Annotated in this window: 19 protein-coding genes; 7 read left to right on the plus strand and 12 right to left on the minus strand. The window is 65.4% G+C overall.

The features are described 5' to 3' along the window. Nucleotides 1-77: 77 nt before the first annotated feature. Both EJ067_RS25785 and EJ067_RS25790 read right to left on the minus strand, forming a co-directional pair. On the minus strand, nucleotides 78-1,487 hold the full coding sequence (locus EJ067_RS25785; protein WP_126088002.1) for an ATP-binding protein: 1,410 nt from the start codon (nucleotides 1,485-1,487) through the stop codon (nucleotides 78-80). Then, nucleotides 1,484-2,200: a response regulator transcription factor gene (locus EJ067_RS25790; protein WP_126088003.1), complete on the minus strand. Its 717-nt coding sequence runs from the start codon at nucleotides 2,198-2,200 to the stop codon at nucleotides 1,484-1,486. The genes EJ067_RS25785 and EJ067_RS25790 overlap by 4 nt, the downstream gene beginning before the upstream one ends. 238 nt (nucleotides 2,201-2,438) lie before the next feature. Here EJ067_RS25790 and EJ067_RS25795 point away from each other — a divergent pair, with 238 nt between their 5' ends. From EJ067_RS25795 to clpS, 4 genes are all read left to right on the plus strand, one after another. After that, complete coding sequence (locus EJ067_RS25795) at nucleotides 2,439-2,741, plus strand: hypothetical protein (protein WP_126088004.1); 303 nt, start codon at nucleotides 2,439-2,441, stop codon at nucleotides 2,739-2,741. Nucleotides 2,742-2,781: 40 nt separating this feature from the next. Beyond that, on the plus strand, nucleotides 2,782-3,030 hold the full coding sequence (locus tag EJ067_RS25800) for a hypothetical protein (RefSeq protein ID WP_126088005.1): 249 nt from the start codon (nucleotides 2,782-2,784) through the stop codon (nucleotides 3,028-3,030). A gap of 149 nt (nucleotides 3,031-3,179) precedes the next feature. After that, the gene (locus tag EJ067_RS25805; RefSeq protein WP_245468041.1) at nucleotides 3,180-3,521 is read left to right on the plus strand and encodes a hypothetical protein; all 342 of its coding nucleotides are present in this window, start codon (nucleotides 3,180-3,182) and stop codon (nucleotides 3,519-3,521) included. A gap of 99 nt (nucleotides 3,522-3,620) precedes the next feature. Further along, nucleotides 3,621-3,926 (plus strand): ATP-dependent Clp protease adapter ClpS, encoded by a 306-nt coding sequence (gene clpS / locus EJ067_RS25810; protein WP_126088006.1) that lies wholly within the window; start codon nucleotides 3,621-3,623, stop codon nucleotides 3,924-3,926. Nucleotides 3,927-4,208: 282 nt separating this feature from the next. On the opposite strand, the gene EJ067_RS25815 is transcribed toward clpS, so the two are convergent. The 5 genes from EJ067_RS25815 to EJ067_RS25835 all read right to left on the minus strand — a co-directional run bounded on the left by EJ067_RS25815 (nucleotide 4,209) and on the right by EJ067_RS25835 (nucleotide 12,174). Then, nucleotides 4,209-5,162 carry an IS5 family transposase gene (locus EJ067_RS25815; protein ID WP_126088007.1) on the minus strand — a complete coding sequence of 318 codons (954 nt, stop codon included), beginning with the start codon at nucleotides 5,160-5,162 and terminating at the stop codon, nucleotides 4,209-4,211. Nucleotides 5,163-5,243: 81 nt separating this feature from the next. After that, a complete protein-coding gene (locus tag EJ067_RS25820) occupies nucleotides 5,244-7,331 on the minus strand; it encodes a hypothetical protein (protein ID WP_126088008.1) in 2,088 nt (695 codons plus the stop codon). A gap of 3 nt (nucleotides 7,332-7,334) precedes the next feature. Continuing rightward, the gene (locus EJ067_RS25825) at nucleotides 7,335-10,151 is read right to left on the minus strand and encodes a DUF4159 domain-containing protein (RefSeq protein WP_126088009.1); all 2,817 of its coding nucleotides are present in this window, start codon (nucleotides 10,149-10,151) and stop codon (nucleotides 7,335-7,337) included. Next, a complete protein-coding gene (locus EJ067_RS25830; protein WP_126088010.1) occupies nucleotides 10,148-11,170 on the minus strand; it encodes a DUF58 domain-containing protein in 1,023 nt (340 codons plus the stop codon). Before EJ067_RS25830 ends, EJ067_RS25825 begins: the two co-directional genes overlap by 4 nt. Beyond that, nucleotides 11,170-12,174: a MoxR family ATPase gene (locus EJ067_RS25835; protein WP_126088011.1), complete on the minus strand. Its 1,005-nt coding sequence runs from the start codon at nucleotides 12,172-12,174 to the stop codon at nucleotides 11,170-11,172. Before EJ067_RS25835 ends, EJ067_RS25830 begins: the two co-directional genes overlap by 1 nt. Nucleotides 12,175-12,319: 145 nt before the next feature. Between EJ067_RS25835 and EJ067_RS25840 the strand changes: the two genes are divergently transcribed. Genes EJ067_RS25840 through EJ067_RS25850 form a run of 3 tightly spaced genes read left to right on the plus strand, consistent with a single transcriptional unit; the run spans nucleotide 12,320 to nucleotide 14,846 of the window. Then, entirely contained in the window at nucleotides 12,320-12,949 is a 630-nt protein-coding gene (locus EJ067_RS25840; protein ID WP_126089740.1) for a DUF1285 domain-containing protein, read from the plus strand. Continuing rightward, the gene (locus tag EJ067_RS25845; protein ID WP_126089741.1) at nucleotides 12,949-13,581 is read left to right on the plus strand and encodes a CoA pyrophosphatase; all 633 of its coding nucleotides are present in this window, start codon (nucleotides 12,949-12,951) and stop codon (nucleotides 13,579-13,581) included. The genes EJ067_RS25840 and EJ067_RS25845 overlap by 1 nt, the downstream gene beginning before the upstream one ends. Continuing rightward, the gene (locus EJ067_RS25850; RefSeq protein ID WP_126088012.1) at nucleotides 13,578-14,846 is read left to right on the plus strand and encodes a CCA tRNA nucleotidyltransferase; all 1,269 of its coding nucleotides are present in this window, start codon (nucleotides 13,578-13,580) and stop codon (nucleotides 14,844-14,846) included. The genes EJ067_RS25845 and EJ067_RS25850 overlap by 4 nt, the downstream gene beginning before the upstream one ends. Before the next feature lie 18 nt (nucleotides 14,847-14,864). Here the strand turns inward: EJ067_RS25850 and EJ067_RS25855 are convergent, their stop codons facing one another. The 5 genes from EJ067_RS25855 to hemF form a co-directional block, all read right to left on the minus strand. After that, the gene (locus EJ067_RS25855) at nucleotides 14,865-15,845 is read right to left on the minus strand and encodes a S8/S53 family peptidase (RefSeq protein WP_126088013.1); all 981 of its coding nucleotides are present in this window, start codon (nucleotides 15,843-15,845) and stop codon (nucleotides 14,865-14,867) included. Nucleotides 15,846-15,932: 87 nt separating this feature from the next. Continuing rightward, nucleotides 15,933-16,511, minus strand: a complete 579-nt coding sequence (locus EJ067_RS25860) for a hypothetical protein (RefSeq protein WP_126088014.1) — start codon at nucleotides 16,509-16,511, stop codon at nucleotides 15,933-15,935. A 372-nt stretch (nucleotides 16,512-16,883) separates the two neighbouring features. Further along, on the minus strand, nucleotides 16,884-17,069 hold the full coding sequence (locus EJ067_RS25865; RefSeq protein ID WP_126088015.1) for a DUF1059 domain-containing protein: 186 nt from the start codon (nucleotides 17,067-17,069) through the stop codon (nucleotides 16,884-16,886). A 253-nt stretch (nucleotides 17,070-17,322) separates the two neighbouring features. Next, nucleotides 17,323-17,775: a DUF1344 domain-containing protein gene (locus EJ067_RS35535; RefSeq protein ID WP_245468042.1), complete on the minus strand. Its 453-nt coding sequence runs from the start codon at nucleotides 17,773-17,775 to the stop codon at nucleotides 17,323-17,325. A 50-nt stretch (nucleotides 17,776-17,825) separates the two neighbouring features. Further along, on the minus strand, nucleotides 17,826-18,740 hold the full coding sequence (gene hemF / locus EJ067_RS25875; RefSeq protein ID WP_126088016.1) for an oxygen-dependent coproporphyrinogen oxidase: 915 nt from the start codon (nucleotides 18,738-18,740) through the stop codon (nucleotides 17,826-17,828). Nucleotides 18,741-18,757: the final 17 nt, after the last annotated feature.

Below are 18,757 nucleotides of genomic sequence, written 5' to 3' on the forward strand. Positions count from 1 at the left end.
TGTCGAGCGGGCAGCACTATCACAAGGATGGCGCTGGCAATCCAGTCCCGGCATAAGCCGGGAAAGCCCCTGCTGACTCAAGCTGCCAGCGGCAGGCGCAGCTCCGTCAGCAGGCCACCGGCGGGATGGTTGGAAAGGCTGATCTCGCCGCCGGCGCCGCGGGCGATGTTGCGGGCAATGGTCAGGCCGAGGCCAAGGCCGCCGGTCTCGCGGTTGCGCGACTGTTCGAGGCGCACGAAGGAGCCGAACACCTGATCGAGCTTTGCCTGCGGAATGCCCGGACCTTCGTCGCGGATGCTGAGCGTGATGGTGTTGCCCGACCTTCGCACGCCGATATGCGCCTTCTTGCCGTAGGTGACCGCGTTCTGGACGAGATTGGTGATGCAGCGGCGCAGGGCCACCGGCCGCGCGATGCAGATCAGGCCGCGCGTGGGCGTGGCGTCGTCGTCGAATGAAGCATCCTCGAACATGTCGGCGACCGACTCCACCAGCGACCAGAAATCGATCCGCTCGGCCTTTTCCTCCGTGACCTCGAATTTGGCGAAGTCGATCACCGAGCTCGCGATGCTTTCGATGTCTGCGAGGTCGTGCGCCAGCGCCTCGCGCGCCGCCGATTGGCGCAGCAGCTCGAGCCGCAGCCGCATCCTGGTCAGCGGCGTGCGCAGGTCATGCGCGAGCGCCGCCGCCAGGTGCTCGCGGTCCTCGACATAGTCGCGCAGGCGCGTCTGCATTGCGTTGACGGCTTTTGCCGCGGCACGGATCTCGCGGCTGCCGGTCTCGGCGATCGGCGGGCTTTTCAGGTCGTTGCCGATGCGGTTCACCGCTGTCTCCATCATCCGGTAGGGCGCCGTCAGGCGGCGCAGCGACCAGATCGACATCACCACGACCAGCCCGGCGATCAGCGAATAGAGCGGCAGGCTGTCGACGCTGAGGATCGGCCCGGCCGGCGTGATCGGCTCGGTGAAGTTCAGCCATTGGCCGTCGGAAAAGCGCAGCGACGCCGTCAGCTTGTCGCTCTGGGCGAAATCCGCCGCCAGCACCAGCAGGTCGCGCTCGACCTGACCGACATCCTTGTTCATCACCTCGCCCTCCGGCGCATCGGCTTCCTGCGTTGCCGGGTCGCGCCGCACACGCGCGTCGGTGATGCCGAACTTGGACAGGCGGCCGACCAGAATGTCCTCCAGCTCGGCAAGCTGATCGTCGCCGGCGATCGAGGAGGTGACGGCAGGCGTTTCCGAAACGGTCAGAGCATAGGTGGCGTTGAACAGGCCGGATGCGGTCGCCTTGCGCTCCTCGGGCGTGGCGTCGTGCATCAATTGCACCAGCGAGAAGGCGCGATCGTTCAGCCGGTAAAGGTCGACGACGTCATTGGCCGCAGCGCGGTCGCGCGAGACGATATAGAGGGTCGCGACCTGGCTTATCATCAGGCCGGCAATGACGATGAGCAGAACCCAGACAGGCAGGGTTTGCGGCAGGAAGCGTCTCATTCGGAGGTCGTTTCGGGGAGAAACTGATAGCCGCCGCTGCGCACGGTCAGGATCAGCTTCGGCGTCTTCGGGTCGTCCTCCATCTTGCGGCGCAGGCGGCTCACCAGGATGTCGACGCTGCGGTCGAAGCTGTAGCCGGTGTCGCCGCCCGAAAGCTCGATGAGCTGCTCGCGGGTGAGCACGCGCTGCGCGCTCCTGACGAAGGTCTGCAGCAGGTTGAACTCCGCCATCGTCAGTTCCACCCGCACGTCGTCGGGCGCCGTCAACCGGCGACGCGAGCAATCCATGGTCCAGCCGGCAAAGCGGTAGATCTGCTTGCTGGCGGGTCGGCGCAGCTCGGCCGTGCCGTTGCGCCTCAGCACCGCGCGGATGCGGGCGAGCAATTCGCGCGGATCGAAGGGCTTCGGCACATAGTCGTCGGCGCCCATCTCGAGGCCGACGACGCGGTCCGTAGTCTCGGTCACCGCGGTCAGCATGATGATCGGTGTCGTATGGTTGGCGCGGATCTCGCGGCAAAGCTCCAGCCCGCTCTTTCCCGGCAGCATCACATCGAGCACGATCAGGTCGACCTGCGCGCGGCGCAGGATCGCCTCCATCTCGGCGCCGTCAGCGGCCACCGTCGTATGCAGGCCCCGCTTCTGGAAGAATTCCTGAAGCAGGTCCCGTATGCCCTTGTCGTCATCGACGATCAGTATGTGCGCGTCGGATTTCACTGGAACCCTGTCATGCTGGTGGCCAAGCCGGCCCTGCTCAAATCACCCACACGATAGAATTCGGGCCACATCTTGGCCAGTGGCGCCCATACGGCATGGATTGGCTCGCCCAGAAACAATCCAGAAACAAAATTCTACAGTCGGGAAAAACTCGTGAAAAATTTCAAGGGCATAACCGGTGTCGTGGCGGTCAGGTCATCGGCTGCGACGCAAGTTTCCGGAGTAACGGGCAAGACCGATGCAGAGGTTCTGGATCAGCGTGATGGGTGCTTTGCTCAGCATGTCGCTCATCACAGCCGCGGTCGGGGCCTCCAACGCAAAGGTAACGCCGCTGACCCGGACCGAGCGCTGCACCGATCTCAACCGTCAAGTTGACGAAGCCCTCGAAACCCATGCCGCGGCAACGCAGGTCACCGCGGCGAAGGCACTTCAAAGAAGGGGAAACCGGTTCTGCGCCGCCAAGAAACAGGCGCAGGGTATCCGGATGCTCGCAAATGCTTTGAAGCTGCTTGGAGTGACACCGATCGACCCGGTTCAGTGACGCTCACCTCCTCGACCCGCATGAAAAAGGAAATGAAGCCATGAAGAAGTCCCTCCTCTCCGCCCTCGGTCTCGCTGTCGCTCTCGCCTTCTCGATGCCGGCTCTCGGCAACGCCGCCGCCACGACGACCGCTGCTCCGGCTGCTTCGACCACGACCGCTGCTCCGGCCGCTGCCGCTCCGATGAAGGCCGCTCCGAAGAAGGTCGCGGCGAAGAAGGCTTGCAAGGTGACCAAGACGCACAAGTGCCCGGTCAAGAAGGCCCCGAAGAAGGTCGAGAAGAAGTCCTGATCCAGGCTTCAGTCCTGATCTTTCAAGACCGCTCCGGCCCCATCGGCCGGAGCGGCTTCATGGCGGCCGAAGCCTGACACCGGCGGCTTCCGCCGCGCTGCTTCCGATCCTTAACCCGATCGCAATGCCGCTGCTGTAGGACAATCCGCATGAAGAAGCGGCTTTCGTCCCGGATGCGCTCGCTGACCCTCGGCGGCCTGGTTGCCACCGCGGCGGCGAGAGCGTTGATCATCTTCACCGCCAGCCCGGTGCCGGATCCCGCCAGCGGCAGGACCGAGCCGGAGCTTTTCGCGCCGGTGGTCTCATCGAGCTTCGACTACATCACGCCGGCACAGAGCTGGATCCTGATCGTGCTGACCGGCGCGACGCTGATCGGCTTCGTCGCCTGGATGATCGCCGCCTTCATGGAGCGCAGACGGCGGTTCCGGCAGATCCGGCACAACCATGCGCCGTACGGGCCGTTGAACGGCAAGCACCGCTTTCCCACATAAGGCTGGATGTCGGTCTGCCTCTGTAGCGGGCAAACGGACGAATGCTTCCTTGCATGAGAGAGTGGAAGCGAGAACCCAGTTCCCAGCTGGCGGATTCCGATGCCTGAAACTGTCCTCAAACCGCGCACCAGGACGCAGCCGAAGACCGAGCGGCCAAAGCTCTACAAGGTTATCCTGGTCAATGACGACTTCACGCCGCGCGAGTTCGTGGTGACGGTGCTCAAAGGCGAATTCAAGCTCAGCGAGGACCAGGCGCATCGCGTGATGATCACGGCGCATACGCGCGGCGTCTGCGTGGTCGCCGTTTTCACGCGCGACGTCGCAGAGACCAAGGCCGCGCGAGCGACCGATGCCGGCAAGGCCAAGGGCTATCCGCTGCTGTTCACGACCGAGCCGGAAGAGTAGGGGTTTTTCTTCCTTCTCCCCTTGTGGGAGAAGGTGGATCGGCGCGCAGCGCCGAGACGGATGAGGGGTGCTCCAGCTTGGCGCCGACTACCCCTCACCCGGATTGCCATCCGATTTGTGAAGGACAAATCGGGGCAATCCGACCTCTCCCACAAGGGGCCTGTTGCGCAGTTAGCGCGAACAGACCCGCGAGGCGGTTTGGCCCGTGAGGTCTCGCTCATTTTTGGCTTTTGGGTGGAGTTTGATGGTGGCGGGCGGCCTTAGGCTGGATGCTAGGCGCACCTATCCTGTGATTGCCGCCCATCGGCGCATGTTGAAAGCGATCGCGGCAAGTGTCACCTGGGCTGCGGCCTTGGCCAATCCGACATAGCGGATTGTGGTCAGTTTCATGCGGTTCTTAAGCGTGGCGAAGGTCGTCTCCACCGCCGCCCGCCGTCGTGCGATCAGGCGATTGTAGCGCTTGAGCCGCTCGGGCAGCGAATGGTGCTTATTGGGGCGGCGGGCAATGCGCGGCTTCCTGCCCTCGGCCTTGAGCCGAGCACGCCGGGCATGCGTGTCATAGGCGGCATCCGCCCACACCGTCTTCTCGTCGCCTCGGATCAAGTGATCGGCCATTACCGTGTCGTTGACGTTGGCCGGCGTGGTGATCACCGTGCGGATCAGACCAGAGCCCTCGTCGACCCCAACATGGGCCTTGTAGCCGAAGGTAAAGCCGCCCTTGCCCCGCCGCACGGGACGGGCATCGGCATCCTTCGAGGGCCGCTCGGCTGTCGGCGGCGCCGAGACCGCATCGATCAGCGTCGCATCCAGCATCGTGCCGCGCTTCAGGATCACGCCGGCCTTCTCCACCTGCCGGTCCAGTTCGCCAAACAGCCTTTCCATCAGCCCTTCGCCGACAAGCAGGTTGCGGAAGCGCGACAGCACTGTGTGATCGGGAATGCTCTCCTCAAGGCCAAGCCCGACAAAGCGCCGGAACGACAGCCGGTCACCCAGCGCTTCCTCCAGCTCGCGATCCGACAAGCCATAGAGCGATTGCAGCAGCAGTGCTTTGAACAGCACCAATGGCGGCCAGGCCGCACGTCCCGGGCCGCCATCGCGTAGCGGGTTGAGCAGCTTCTCGAAGCGATACCACTTCACCAGACCGGACAGCCGATCGAGCGGCGAGGATCCACCAGCAAGCTTCTGGCCCAGAAATGCTTCCGCCAGGCTCAACTGACCCGTCCGCTTCACCGCCATCGCGATTCCCTCCGAGTTCCAACTCAGAGAATCACAACCAGCCAATTACGCAACAGGCCCACAAGGGGAGAGGTAGAAGGATCACCGCCCCTCGCGGTACCACATCGAGCCGATTGCCAGGAGCAGCAGGCCGAGGCCGAGGAAGCCGCCGAACAGCGGCACGCGCGAAACGGCCTTCAGCGTGCTGTCGCCGGTGGTGCGAAGCCCGATCCAGTCGTTGCCCGATGCCGCGCCCGAGGAACGGACCGGCACGATCGAAGGCAGCACCACGCCGCCGGCGAGATTGCCGAGCATGGAGGATGGCGCGAGCCGGCGCACGCTGCCCCCGGTCGCCTCGGCCGGCGCCTTCAGCCTGTCTTCGGTGGAAACGACGTCGGAGAATTCAGGCGCGTTGATCGGGCCGACATGGGCGAGCGCGGTGAGGTCGCCATTGCCGACCTGATAGAGGCCGATCTCGCTGGTCTGCAGGCTGCCCGTGAAAATCCCTGGTTCGGCTTTTTCCAGCTTGACCGTCATCGCCTTGCCGGAAGGTGTGATCACCTGGGCGGGGCCGGGATCGTCGCTCATCGTCTGGCGGCGGATTTCCAGCACCATGCCGCGGCCGTCGGCGGTCAGCCGTTCTTCTTCAAGTTCAGGCTCCTTCATCAGCCAATGGGCGATGCGCCGGTAGAGCTGGACATGCGGCCCGCCGTTCTCGAAGCCGCGCGCCCACAGCCAGCCCTGGTCGGAAAGCAGCATGCCGACCCGGCCTTCGCCCTTGCGGTCGAGCACGAGCAGGGGGCGGTCGTCGGCCCCTTTCATCACCACCTCGCCCTCGGGATTCTTGACGCCGATGGTGCGGAACCAGCGGCTCCAGTGCGGCGGCTCAGTGGCGGAGCCCTCGAGCCCGCGCGTCACCGGGTGACGCTGCCCGAGATCGGTCAGGCGCGGATAGAAGGCCTTGTCGACGACCTCGCCGCTCGGCATCGCGGGCAGGGCCGACATCAGCGGCGTGCGGGCAATGGAGCTTTCGCCGGCATATTCGGGGCCGGCCGCGATCAGCAGCGCGCCGCCCTTTTCGACATATTCGGAGATGTAGTCGTAATAGAGGATCGGCAGCACGTCGCGGTGCTGATAGCGGTCGAAGATGATCAGATCGAAATCCTTGATCTTCTCGACGAACAGCTCTCGCGTCGGGAAGGCGATCAGCGAGAGCTCGTTGATCGGCGTGCCGTCCTGCTTCTCCGGCGGGCGCAGAATGGTGAAGTGGACGAGGTCGACCGACGCGTCGGATTTCAAAAGGTTGCGCCATGTGCGCTCGCCGGCATGCGGCTCGCCGGAGACCAGAAGCACGCGCAGATGGTCGCGGATGCCGTCGACCAGCGCGATGGCCCGGTTGTTGGCGTCGGTCAGCTCGCCCGGCTCGTGATCGATCGAAAGCTGGACGATGTTGCGGCCGGCGTTGGGGATGGTGACCTCGAGCTTCATCGGCTGGCCGACGGTCGCATGCTCGACCGAGACCTGCTCGCCATTGACCGAGACCCTGACGTCGACCGGGCTGCCCTCACCTTCCGTGGAAATGACCCGGTAGCTCATGTCGAGCGGCTTGCCGACGAGGCCGAACCGCGGCGCGTTCTCGAAGCGGATGCGGCGGTCCTTTTCGTGCTCACTGCCGGTGATCAGCGCATGCAGCGGCGCGTTGAACTCCGGATGGCCGGCCGGCGCGTCATGCACTTCGCCGTCGGTGATCATGATCGCGCCGCCGATGCGCGAGGGCGGCACGTCGCGGAAAGCGCTTTCCAGCGCGCCGAACAGCCTGGTTTCGGTGCGCTCGTCGGCGGCCTCGGACTTGCCGGCGTCGACCACGCGGACGTCGAATTGCTTGAACCGGCCGAGACGCTCCTGAAGGCCCGCCAGCGCCTCGTCGGTCTGCCTGGTGCGGTCGCCGATGTCCTGGCTCTGGCTGCGGTCGACGATGACGGCGACGACGCTCTTCAACGCCTCGCGTTCCTCATCGAGGAAAACGGGATTGAGCAGCGTAGCCCCCAGTGCGAGCAGGGCGATGAAGCGCAGGACAGAGCCGCGCTGACGGAACCACAGGCCGGTCAGCGCAAGCAGCAGGAGCGGCGCGATGACAAGTCCCAACAACGGCCAGGAAACGAGCGGCTCGAAGGAGATCGACCAGTTCATGACCTACTGCCCCAGCCGCTCGAGCAGGACGGGCACGTGCACCTGATCGGATTTGTAGTTGCCGGTCAGCATGTACATCATGATGTTGACGCCGGCGCGAAGCGCGTAGACACGCTGCATCGGATCCGGCGGCACGGTCGGCAGCATCGGATCGCCGTTCTCGTCGACGGCCCAGGCACCGGCGAAATCATTGCCGGTGATCATGATCGGCGACACGCCGTCGCCGGTGCGAACGGGACGGTTCTCGGTATTGCTGGCGTCGAGCGAGGCCTCGACCCAGAGCGGGCTGCCGTTGAAGCGCCCGGGAAACTCGGGAAGGATGAAGAAGGACTTCGTCAGCACATGGTCCGACGGCACCGGCTCCAGCGGCGGCACGTTGAGATTGGAGAGGATGTCGCGCAACCGCTCGGTGGCCGGGCTTGTCGAGCCGGCGCCGATGCCGTTGGCGAACTGGTCGCGCGTGTCAAAGAGGACCGTGCCGCCCTGCTGCATATAGGCGTCGATGCGGGCGATTGCCGCTTCGCTCGGGATAGGGGCTGTGGCGTCGATCGGCCAGTAGATCAGCGGATAAAAGGTCAGCTCGTCCTTCGAGATATCGACGCCGGCCGGTGGGCCTGGCTCCAGCGCGGTCTTCTCGATCAGGAAGCGGGTGAGACCCTCGAGGCCGGCGCGGCTGATCGAATCGACGCCGGGTTCGCCGGTGATGACATAGGCGATCCGGGTTTTCGAAATGTCCTCGATGGCCTGGGAATCGCCGGGCTTCGAATCGTCCGCGCGGGCAAGGTCTGCGTGGCCGAAGAGCCCGCCGAGCACGACCAGCACGGCAGCGGCGGTCGCCGCGGCGCGGCGCGGCCGGCGCGACAACAGCCCGCCCATCCAGAATACCGCAAGCGTGTCGAGCACCATCAGCAACAGGACCAATGTGACCAGCGGGCCCTTCAGGTTCTCCGATTCGTCGAAGGCGTAGGGAATGGCGGTCACCGGCAGCGAGATCTGCGGCCGGGCAAGCGGCGTGAACGTGCTCGAGGGGTTGAGCAGGTTATGCGCGAAGACGCCGGTTTCCGAGCCATAGAGGCCTGGCGGGTTTTCCAGCGTCACCGGCAGCGGGCCGGCGGCGGGCACGAGCGGCCGCGCGTCGGGCGTCGGCGGCACCAGCGTGCCGTCGGCGCCGATCATGCGATAGGGCGCCAAGGATGCGGCGGCAGCCTCCGCATTGGCGATCGCGGCGCCCTGGTTGCGCGACAATTGCACCACGCGCCTCAGCATTTCGACGAAGCTGCCGGAGATCGGCAGGTTCGACCAGGTCGCCTCCGGCGTGACATGGAAGAGCACCAGCGTGCCCTTGTCCTTCTTCATGCCCGTGACCAGCGGCGTGCCGTCGGCAAGCGTGGCCCAGGTGCGCTCGACGATGTCGGGCGTGGGTTCGGCCAGCACCTGCCGGCTGACCGTCACCTCGGCCGGCGGGGAGAGATCGGCGAACGGGCCGTTCTTGGGAAATTCGGTGACCTGTTGCGGCGTCGTCCAGGACAGCGCACCGCCCAGCGCGCGCTCGCCGCTGCGCAGCCGGACCGGCAAGAGATCATCGTCATTGCCGGCGGCGGCCAGCCTCGAACCGGCAAAGCGCACCAGCGTGCCGCCATTGTTCACCCAATCGACCAGTCGCTGCCGGACCTGCGCGGGGATGGTGCCGACATCGGCCATGATGATCATGGCCGGCTTCTGGTCGAGAAGCTGTGGAATGGCATCGGCCAGATCGGCACTCGACGGCTCGACCAGATCGGCGAAGGGCTGCAGGGCGCGGCGAATGTAATAGAGCGGCGACAGAAGCGGCTGCGCCTGGTCTGCCTCGGCCTGCGAAAGTAGCCCGACGCGGCGGCGCTTGGAGCTCTCGTCGAGCACGCGCACGGCTCCGGCCTGATGCTCGCCATCGAGCGCTAGCGAGGCGAAGTCGTTGCGCAATTCAAACGGCACCTTCATCATTCCGATGGCGGTGGTCTCGCCCGGCGCAAAGGTCAGCGTCGCGTCGGCGATGCGGCGGCCCTTGTCGTCGAAGGCGCCCGCCGTGACCTGCGCCGGCGCCGGATCGCCCGGCGCACGGATGGCGGTCAGCGTGAAACCGTCGACTTGATTGTCGGCACCCGTCAGGCCGGTGAGCGAAACCCGGTCCGAGGCGGCCCAGATCAGCCTCGTGGCATTTTTTTCCAGAAGCGTCTTGAAGGCCGCTTCGTCGCCATTGGCCGCAAGGCCGTCGGCGAGCACGGCGACGCTGGCGCCCGGCAGGCGCTGCAGCGTGGCGGCGACGCGGGCATAGACGGCGGGGCGCTCGGCCGGGATCGGGCGCGGCTTCGCCGCGCGCAGGCGGTCGAGCGCGGCGGATGCATCGAAGGGACCGATCTCGGCATTCGGCTTCTCGGCGGTGAAGGCGATGACCACCGGCACGCCGTTCGAGCCGGCATCGGCGATCAGCCGCTCGGCGGTGGCGACGCGCTTGCCCCAGTCGGCGGCGCTCGCCCAGTCATTGTCGATGACCAGCGCAAGCGCCGAGCCCTCCGCCGGCAGTTTTTCGCGCGGATTGAAGACCGGTTCGGCAAGCGCGGTGATGACAAGAGCCGCCATCAGCAGGCGAAGCAGCGTCAGCCACCACGGGCTTTGATGCGGCGTCTCCTCGCGCCTCAAGACGCGGGCGAGGATCCTGAGCGGCGGAAAGACCTCGGTCTGCGGCCGGGGCGGCGTCAGCCTCAGCAGCCACCAGATCACCGGCAGGGCCAGCAGACCCCACAGCACCATCGGCGCGCCGAAGGAGAGCGGCAGCCAGCTCATACGACTGCCTTTCCGGTATGACCGCCATCGGCCGTCAGCCGTGCATGACCGTCATAGGCGGTCAGCCCTGCATGACTGCCGCCGGCAGTCAGCCCTGCATGACTGCCACCGGCGGTAAGCCCTGGGCGGCTGCTGTCGGCGGTCATCGCCATGTGGACCCGCACGAGCGCATCGGAGGCGAGGCGGTCGGTGTGGTTGACGGTGAAACTCCAGCCGAGGCGCTGGCACCAGCCGGCCAGTTCCTGGCGGCGGGCGGCGTAGAGCAGGCGGTATTCGTCTTTAAGCGTTTCGGCGCGGCCGGCGGTCAGCTTGTCGCCGGTCTCGGGATCGGTGAATTCGGTGCGGCCGGCATAGGGGAAGGTCTCCTCGGCCGGGTCGGCGACCTCGATCAGATGCGCGCGCACGCCGTGACGGGCGAGCACGTCGAGCCAGGCCATGGTTTCCTCGACCGGGTCGAGGAAATCGCTGACGATGACGATGTCGCAGAAGCGGCGGATGGCCGAAAGATCCGGCTTGGCCGGAAGCGCGCCGGCATGGCTGAGCTGGGCCGCGATGCGTTCGGCGCCGTTGCGGGCGGTGAACGGGTCGGTGAGGCCCGGCCAGGCAATGCGCTCGCCGCTGCGCGACAAAAGCTCGGCCATGGCAAACGCCAGAACCAGCGCGCGCGATTCCTTGGAAACGCCGGCTCCCGCCGATTTGTAGAGCATGGAGGGGGAGGGGTCGGCCCAGAGCCAGACGGTATGAGCCGCTTCCCACTCGCGGTCGCGCACATAGGTGTGGTCGTCGCGGGCGGAGCGGCGCCAGTCGATGCGCGAGGCATCGCCTTCGACATAGGGGCGGAACTGCCAGAAATTCTCGCCGATGCCGCGCTTGCGGCGGCCGTGCCAGCCGGCGATCACGGTGTTGACGATGCGGCGCGCCTCGACCAGCAGGTCCGGCACCAAAGAGGCTCGCAACCGGCCACGGGCGAGCGCGTCGCGCGTCGCAACCGGTGCCTGGACCTCGCCTATTCGACCCATCAGATGCCTTTTGCCAGTTTCGCCACCACGTCGCGCACGGACGTGCCCTCGGCGCGGGCGGCGAAAGTCAGCGCCATGCGATGCTGCAGCACCGGCTCGGCCAAGGCACGGATGTCGTCGACCGACGGCGCCAGCCTGCCATCATATAGCGCGCGCGCCCTGGCGCACAGTGTCAGCGCCTGGCTGGCGCGAGGACCGGGGCCCCAGGCGACGTGCCTGTCAGTGTCGACAATGCCCTGGCCGGGACGGGCCGAGCGCACTAGCTTGAGGATCGCCTCGACGACGCTTTCCGGCACCGGCATGCGGCGGATCAGCGTTTGGATCTCCTTCAGCCTTGCCGGCTGCAGCACATTGTCGGCCCTGGCCTCCTCGACGCCGGTGGTTTCGAGCAGGATGCGCCGTTCGGCTTCGATCTCCGGATAGAGGATGTCGACCTGCATCAGGAAGCGGTCGAGCTGGGCCTCCGGCAGCGGGTAGGTGCCTTCCTGCTCCAGCGGGTTTTGCGTCGCCAGCACGTGGAAAGGCGAGGGCAGGTCGTGGCGAACGCCGGCGATGGTGACGTGATATTCCTGCATCGACTGTAGCAGCGCCGACTGTGTGCGCGGCGAGGCGCGGTTGATCTCGTCCGCCATCAGAAGCTGGGTGAAGATCGGCCCCGAGATGAAGCGGAAGGAGCGCTTGCCGAATTCGTCCTGCTCCATCACTTCCGAGCCGAGGATGTCCGAGGGCATCAGGTCGGGCGTGAACTGGACGCGGCGGGAATCGAGGCCGAGCACGATGCCGAGCGTCTCGACGAGCTTGGTCTTGGCGAGGCCCGGCACGCCGACCAGCAGCGCATGGCCGCCGGCCAGCAGCGCCACCAGCGTGCGCTCGACGACGGCTTCCTGGCCGAAGATCACGCGCCCCACGGCGTCGCGCACCTTCGAGATGTCGGCCAGCGCCTTCTCGGCCTGCTCGATCATCGCCTTGTCGCTCAACGGGCTTTCCTTGATCATCACGCTCATGCCGTTCGATCCTTGTGGTTGGAAACACCGGCCTGCACCCTCAGGGTCGCAGAATGCCGCGATTCGGCCTCGCCTGGCGCCTGCGTTTGAACTTAAATCACAGGCTTAGGCTGACAAGCGAAACAACAGTGACTATTTCGTGACCATGACCGATCATTCCGGACATCGCGGGCAGAGTTTGACCGGCGCCACCGAAGCGCGCGGGCTGGAGGCGCTGATCTCGCGGGCGGCGCGCGCGGACAAGGGACCGGCCCCCGTGGAGCGCTGGAATCCGGACTTCTGCGGCGATCTCGACATGGAGATCAAGGCCGACGGCACCTGGTTCTATCTCGGCACGCCGATCGGGCGCATGCCCCTGGTGCAGCTTTTTTCGAGCGTCCTGCGCAAGGACGCCGACGGCAAGACCTATCTGGTGACGCCGGTGGAGCGCGTGGGCATCCGCGTCGCCGACGCACCCTTCATCGCCGTCGAGATGAACGTGTCGGGGACCGGCGATGGGCAGGTCATCACCTTCCGCACCAATGTCGGCGACGTGGTCACCGCTGGGCCCGGCCATCCGCTGCGCTTCGTCGACGAGGACACGACCGGCGGGCTCAAGCCCTATGTGCTGGTGCGCGGACGGCTGGAAGCCCTGGTGGCGCGGCCGGTGATGTATGAACTGGTCGAGCACGGCGAAAGGATCGACGTCGACGGCAAGGCGATGTTCGCCGTCCGCTCCGGCGGTGAGGTCTATCCGATCATGCCGGCCGCGAAACTCGAGCGGCTGAGCGCATGATGGACCAGGTGGGGCCGGTGCCGTTCTCGATCGCCGATTTCCGCGCCCGCGTCGCGGCGCAGGCCGAGGCTGAGCCCGGCGACGAGTTCGGCGATCATCGCTTCAATCCGGGCCACCCCAGGCTGAAGCACATAAAGCCGCTGCGCGACGCCGCGGTGCTGATCCCGGTCATCGATCACGCCGATGGCGCCACGGTGCTGCTCACCAAGCGCGCCGAGAAGCTGCGCAGCCATTCCGGCCAGGTGGCTTTTCCCGGCGGCACCATCGATCCGACCGATCCCGGCCCCGAGGCCGCCGCGCTGCGCGAGACCTTCGAGGAGATCGGCCTCGACCGCGACCACGTCGAAATCATCGGCCGTATGCCCGACTATATCTCAGGCAGCGGCTACCGCATCGTGCCGGTGCTTGCCGTGGTGCGGCCGGGCTTTTCGCTGACGCTCAATGCCGACGAGGTCGACGCCGCCTTCGAGGTGCCGCTGCGCTTCCTGATGGACCCCGTCAACCACGCGCGCGACAGCCGCATGTGGAACGACCTCGAATGGTTCTTCTACGAGATGCCCTTTGGCGGCCAGCGCATCTGGGGCGTCACCGCCGGCATCATCCGCACCCTCTATGAAAGGCTATATGCGTGAGCGCCGAGGTGTCTCTCTCCGGCCAGGCCGATTGGCTGGGCGAAAAGCATCTGCAGAAGCTGCTCGCCGCGCTGACGGCGGGCGGCGAGGAGGCGCGCGTGGCCGGCGGAGCGGTACGCAACGCGCTGATCGGCCAGCCAGTCGCCGACATCGACATCGCCACGACGACCGTGCCCGAGGAAACGATCCGCCGCGCCCAGGCCGCCGGCTTCAAGACCGTGCCGACCGGGATCGAGCACGGCACCGTCACGGCGATCGCCGGCGGCAAGGCCTATGAGGTGACGACGCTCAGGGCCGATATCGAGACCGACGGCCGGCGAGCGAAGGTTGTCTTCGGGCGCGACTGGAAGGCAGACGCCGAGCGGCGCGACTTCACCATCAACGCGCTCTATGCCGAAGCCGACGGAACGGTCGTCGACCTTGTCGGCGGCGTCGCCGATATCGAGGCGCGGCGTTTGCGCTTCATCGGCGATCCGGAAGCACGCATCCGCGAGGATTATCTGCGCATCCTGCGCTTCTTCCGCTTTTTTGCCTGGTATGGCGACGGCCGGCCCGATGCCGAGGGCCTGAAGGCCTGCGCCAGGCTGAAGGACGGGCTTGGCAGGCTTTCGGCCGAGCGCGTCTGGTCCGAACTGAAGAAGCTGCTTTCGGCGCCAGATCCCTCACGCGCCCTGCTGTGGATGCGCCAGGCGGGCGTTCTCACGGCGGTGCTGCCGGAGAGCGAGAAATGGGGCATCGACGCCATCCACGGGTTGGTCAGGACCGAAAAGGATCTAGGCTGGGATGCCGATCCGCTGCTCAGACTGGAGGCTGTCGTTCCGCCGGATGCCGCGCGCATGAAGACGCTTGCCGAAAGGCTGAGATTTTCGACCGGCGAAGGCGAGCGCCTGCGGCACTGGGCGCTGACTGCTCAGCCTGAGCCCAAGACGACCGAGACGGAATTCTCGAAAAAGCTCTATTTCGGCGACCGCGAAGGCTTCGTCGATCGGCTGCGGCTCGCGCTCGCCGCCGCGCGCGCACGCGCCGTCGAGGACGATCAGGCCATGATGGCAGCCGGCGGTTTCTCGCGCCTGCTCAATTTCGCCTTGAAATGGGAAAAACCGGTGTTTCCAATCAAGGGCGCCGATCTCGCCGAACTCGGCGCCTCGCCCGGCCCGAAGCTTGGCGCAACGCTGAAAAATCTCGAGAGGGAATGGGTGGAGTCCGGATTCGCCCTGGATCGCGGCGCGCTGCTCAAACGCGCCGCGCAAGCACTCGAGGCTTAAAACTGCAGGCCGGGCCGGTCAATGTATCGCCACAGGAGCCAGGGCGCGCGAAAGGCTTGCCTCGCCCTTGCCGTAGACGGACGGGTCGTAATTGACCAGGGTGTCGGTACGAGCAGTGTTGAGCAGGTCGTTGGTGATCTGAACCGGCGTCGCCTTGGTGAATTTGCTGCCGATGATCGCCGCGTAGCCGGAGATGATCGGCGCGGCGAAGGACGTGCCGTAGAGACCGGTCTTGTCGCCTTCGACCCCCACCACCAGGAAGTGGCTCTGCACGCCCGTGTTGGAGCCGGCATAGTTGGAATACCAGGCAAGCTCGGCCTTGTTCGATGTCGTGCCGTTTGTCGACAGCGCGCCCACGAAGATGGCCGTCGGCTTGCCGATCAGGGCAAGGTCGAGATAGTCCTGCTGGCCGCTGGTGACACCGCCAACGGCGATCGCGTCGTTGCCGGCCGCTTTCGAGACTATGGCCGATCCCTTGGTGGCGTAGGAAATGATCGACGCCTCCTCCGGCGCCCAGCCGATCTGGTTCACGCCGTAGCCGGCGCTGGCATACATGCCATAGCTGAGGTTGAGTACGTTGCGGCCGCCCGCCAGCGCAACGACCGAACCAGTCGAGAAATCCTTGGAGCGGATGGTCGCCGCGGGAGCGATCATGCTCGCTTCCTCGCGCGTCCATTCGCCGTGCCGCTGGTATTGCGTGCCGATGCCGAAATTGCCGGAGAAGCGCGATGAACTGCTGAAGTCGTCGACGATGGTGATGGTGACGCCCTTGCCCTTGTAGCCCGCAGCCCATGCCGCGCCGACGTCGGGGCTCATCCAGCTCTGCACCGCTTGCGTCGTTCGCGCGGCCTGTATCTTTGCGCTTACGCAGATGGAGCCGGCGCCGTGGCACAGCGCCGCCGTCTGGTCCGCGTCGAGGGCTTCCTGCGCCGACGCCAGGCATGCCGGTAGAATGGTGAGTGCCGCGGCGATGCCGAACTTCCAGAAATTACCAGTCATGGTCTTACTCCCGGTCAAGCAGGAACGAGGACGGACGATTTGCGAATGCGGAAAGCAGGAAGACCTCGCATGCTGGCCTCCCGGCGGTCAGAAAGTAACACGATAGTTGAGCCACAGGCGCAGCCTCTCGGGTGTTGCGTTAACCAGGTATTTCAGGGTTTCCTCAGGCGCCGTCTCGCCGGCCGCGAGCCGGCAGTTGACGCTGTAGGTGCCCAGATCCCCGTAGTCGGCCACGCAGGGCCTTTCGGTCAGGTTGCCGCCGAAGGTCGAGGTAACCGAAAGAGACAGCGTGCTGTTCGGATTGGGATGTGTCTGGGTAAGGAAGCCAAGCTTAAGGCTCGGCGCAATGCGGTATTTCTCGCCTTCTTCCCCGGTTCCTACGCCCCACAGGATGCCGTTGTTTTCAGTGAGTTGCGTGAGAAAGTCGACGTGAAGGTCGATCCAGGTCGAGCGGTACCATCGATTGAACGAGACCCAGGTCCCATCCTGCAACTCGTAGCCGCCAGTGCCGAGGCCCCTTGCGCGGTCGCTGAGCCATGACCCCTGGTGGATGTTGACAAGCGACGTGGTCATTTCCTGCGCGATTGCCGGCGATGCGCCGAGGAACGCGCACAACAGAAGCGTTGCTGCGCCGGAACCGCTTCGATTGTCGGACTTTTCGCGCATGCGCGAAGCACCCCGCCCCACCGGATCCGGACAGCGCCTTGTGGCAAGCGCCCCTCGGGCAACCGACTGTGACCGGATCATGCGCTCGACGTTCGCACGGAGAACGTTACCGTGGGGTTATCCAAGCTGATACGAATATAAGTTTTTGCTTGAATTCGGCGAAGCAGGGCCGTCGCCGGCGGTCGGGACGCAAGCGAAGCGAGATGCGCTTGGTGCGTTTCACCGTTTCAGGGAAACGGTGAAACGCCCTATCTCCTTGTTTTTACGCAATTCCGGACGGAAAACCGCTCACACTTTTCCTGGAATTGCTCCAAAGGCTGCATTCCGCTCGCCGTCTTTGCTGGTGGTCGCACGAAATGGCGACCGGATGCCTCAGGCCGCGTCGCGGACCTTCTGGATACGCGAGCGGATCGCCTCGATCATGGTCTCGCGGATGATGGTTTCGCCGTGGGTCTCGCGCATGTGCTCGACGGCACGGTGCATGACTTCCGCCTCTTCCTCGGCGCGCGTATGCCAGTCACAGCCAGGGACGAGCGTTCCGCATTGGAATTCCTTCATGGGTTTTCCTTTCCTCGCTGCGTGGCGGTTCAGCCTCGACCGCTCCAGCTATTGTTGCGCAATCCCGCGTGGAAAACCGCCGGGCACTTTTCCCGGAATTGCTCATGTGGACAACCATAACACATGTCGCCGGCTTCGGTTGCGTCAAGAGTCGCGCCGTTCGCAAGCCGGTCGAAGTGCCGACGAAACAGAAAGGCGGAGCTGTGCTGCTCCGCCTCCTTGTTGCCTGATCTCGCTAAAGCCCGACGGGCCGTCACTTCATGATCTTGACGGCCTCGGCAATCTTGTTCTTGCCGCTCACATCCCAGGAAACGCGGACCTTCTCGCCCGGCTTGATGCCCGGATCCTTGAAGGCCTTGGACAGCGTGAAGGTCGATCCGTTGTCCAGAACAAGGCTCATGGCCGTTCCATCAAAGCTCTTGACCGTGCCCGTGGTGTGCTTGACCGCGGCGAACGCGGCGCCACCGGAGGCGAGAAAGGCAGCGGCTGCTGCCGTCACAATAAGCTTGCGCATGGCATGCTCTCCTGGAGTGCGGGCACCGTATGGGAAGGCACCCCTCTCGATCAGGGCCGTCCGGACGCGTCGGGTCGCGGCCCGTGGCAGATGGACCGCCGGCGCATCCCGACCCGGCAACCTTAAATAGATCAATTTTTTCAAAAGGATATTAGACGAAAAAGAAATCGAAGCCGCCACATTGGCCGCCATGTTTCGGCGAATGGGACATCAATGCGGCCGGCGTCCCGCTCACCGGATTTTTACGGCCATCTTACCTCGGGCGGCAGGCTGGACAGGATCGAGGCGACATTGCCGCCGGTCTTCAGGCCGAAGATGGTGCCGCGATCGTGAAGCAAATTGAATTCGACGTAACGGCCGCGCCGGATGAGCTGTTCGTCGCGGTCGCCGTCGGTCCAGTTCTGGTTGAAATTGCCCCGCACCAGATGGGAATAGACGACCAGGAAAGAGCGCCCGACGTCCTGGACGAAATTGAAATCGGCGTCCCAGCCGCCTTTGTCCTCGTCCGAATGCAGCCAGTCGAAGAAGATGCCGCCGACGCCGCGCGGCTCGTCGCGGTGCGGCAGGAAGAAGTACTCGTCGCACCACGCCTTGAATTTCGGGTGATCGGCGACCGCGGCGTTCTTCTCGCAGGCGAACTGCATGGCGCGGTGGAAGGCGAGCGTGTCGGGGTCGTCCTGGGTACGGCGGCGATCGAGAACCGGCGTCAGGTCGGCGCCGCCGCCGAACCAGTGGCGCGTGGTCACGACCATGCGCGTGTTCATGTGCACAGCCGGCACGTTGGGGTTCCAGGGGTGCGCGATCAGCGAAATGCCGCTCGCCCAGAATTGCGGATCCTCCTCGGCGCCCGGGATCTGCTTCCTGAATTCCGGCGAGAATTCGCCGTGGACGGTCGAGGTGTGCACGCCGACCTTCTCGAAGACGCGGCCGCGCATCATCGACATGGTGCCGCCGCCGCCTTTGCCCTCGTCGCGCTCCCAGGGCGTCTTCTCGAAATGACCGGGCGACCATGAGGACAGAGGTCCCTGAAGCTCCTGCTCGATCTGCTCGAACGTGGCGCAGATGCGCTCGCGCAGCGCCTCGAACCAGAGGCGGGCCTTCATCTTCTTCTGCTCGATGTCGGCCGGCAGCCCCACCGGGAGGTCAGGTCGTTCCAATTGCGTCTCCAGCCACG

It is taken from the genome of Mesorhizobium sp. M1D.F.Ca.ET.043.01.1.1, from assembly GCF_003952385.1.
Lineage (GTDB): Bacteria > Pseudomonadota > Alphaproteobacteria > Rhizobiales > Rhizobiaceae > Mesorhizobium.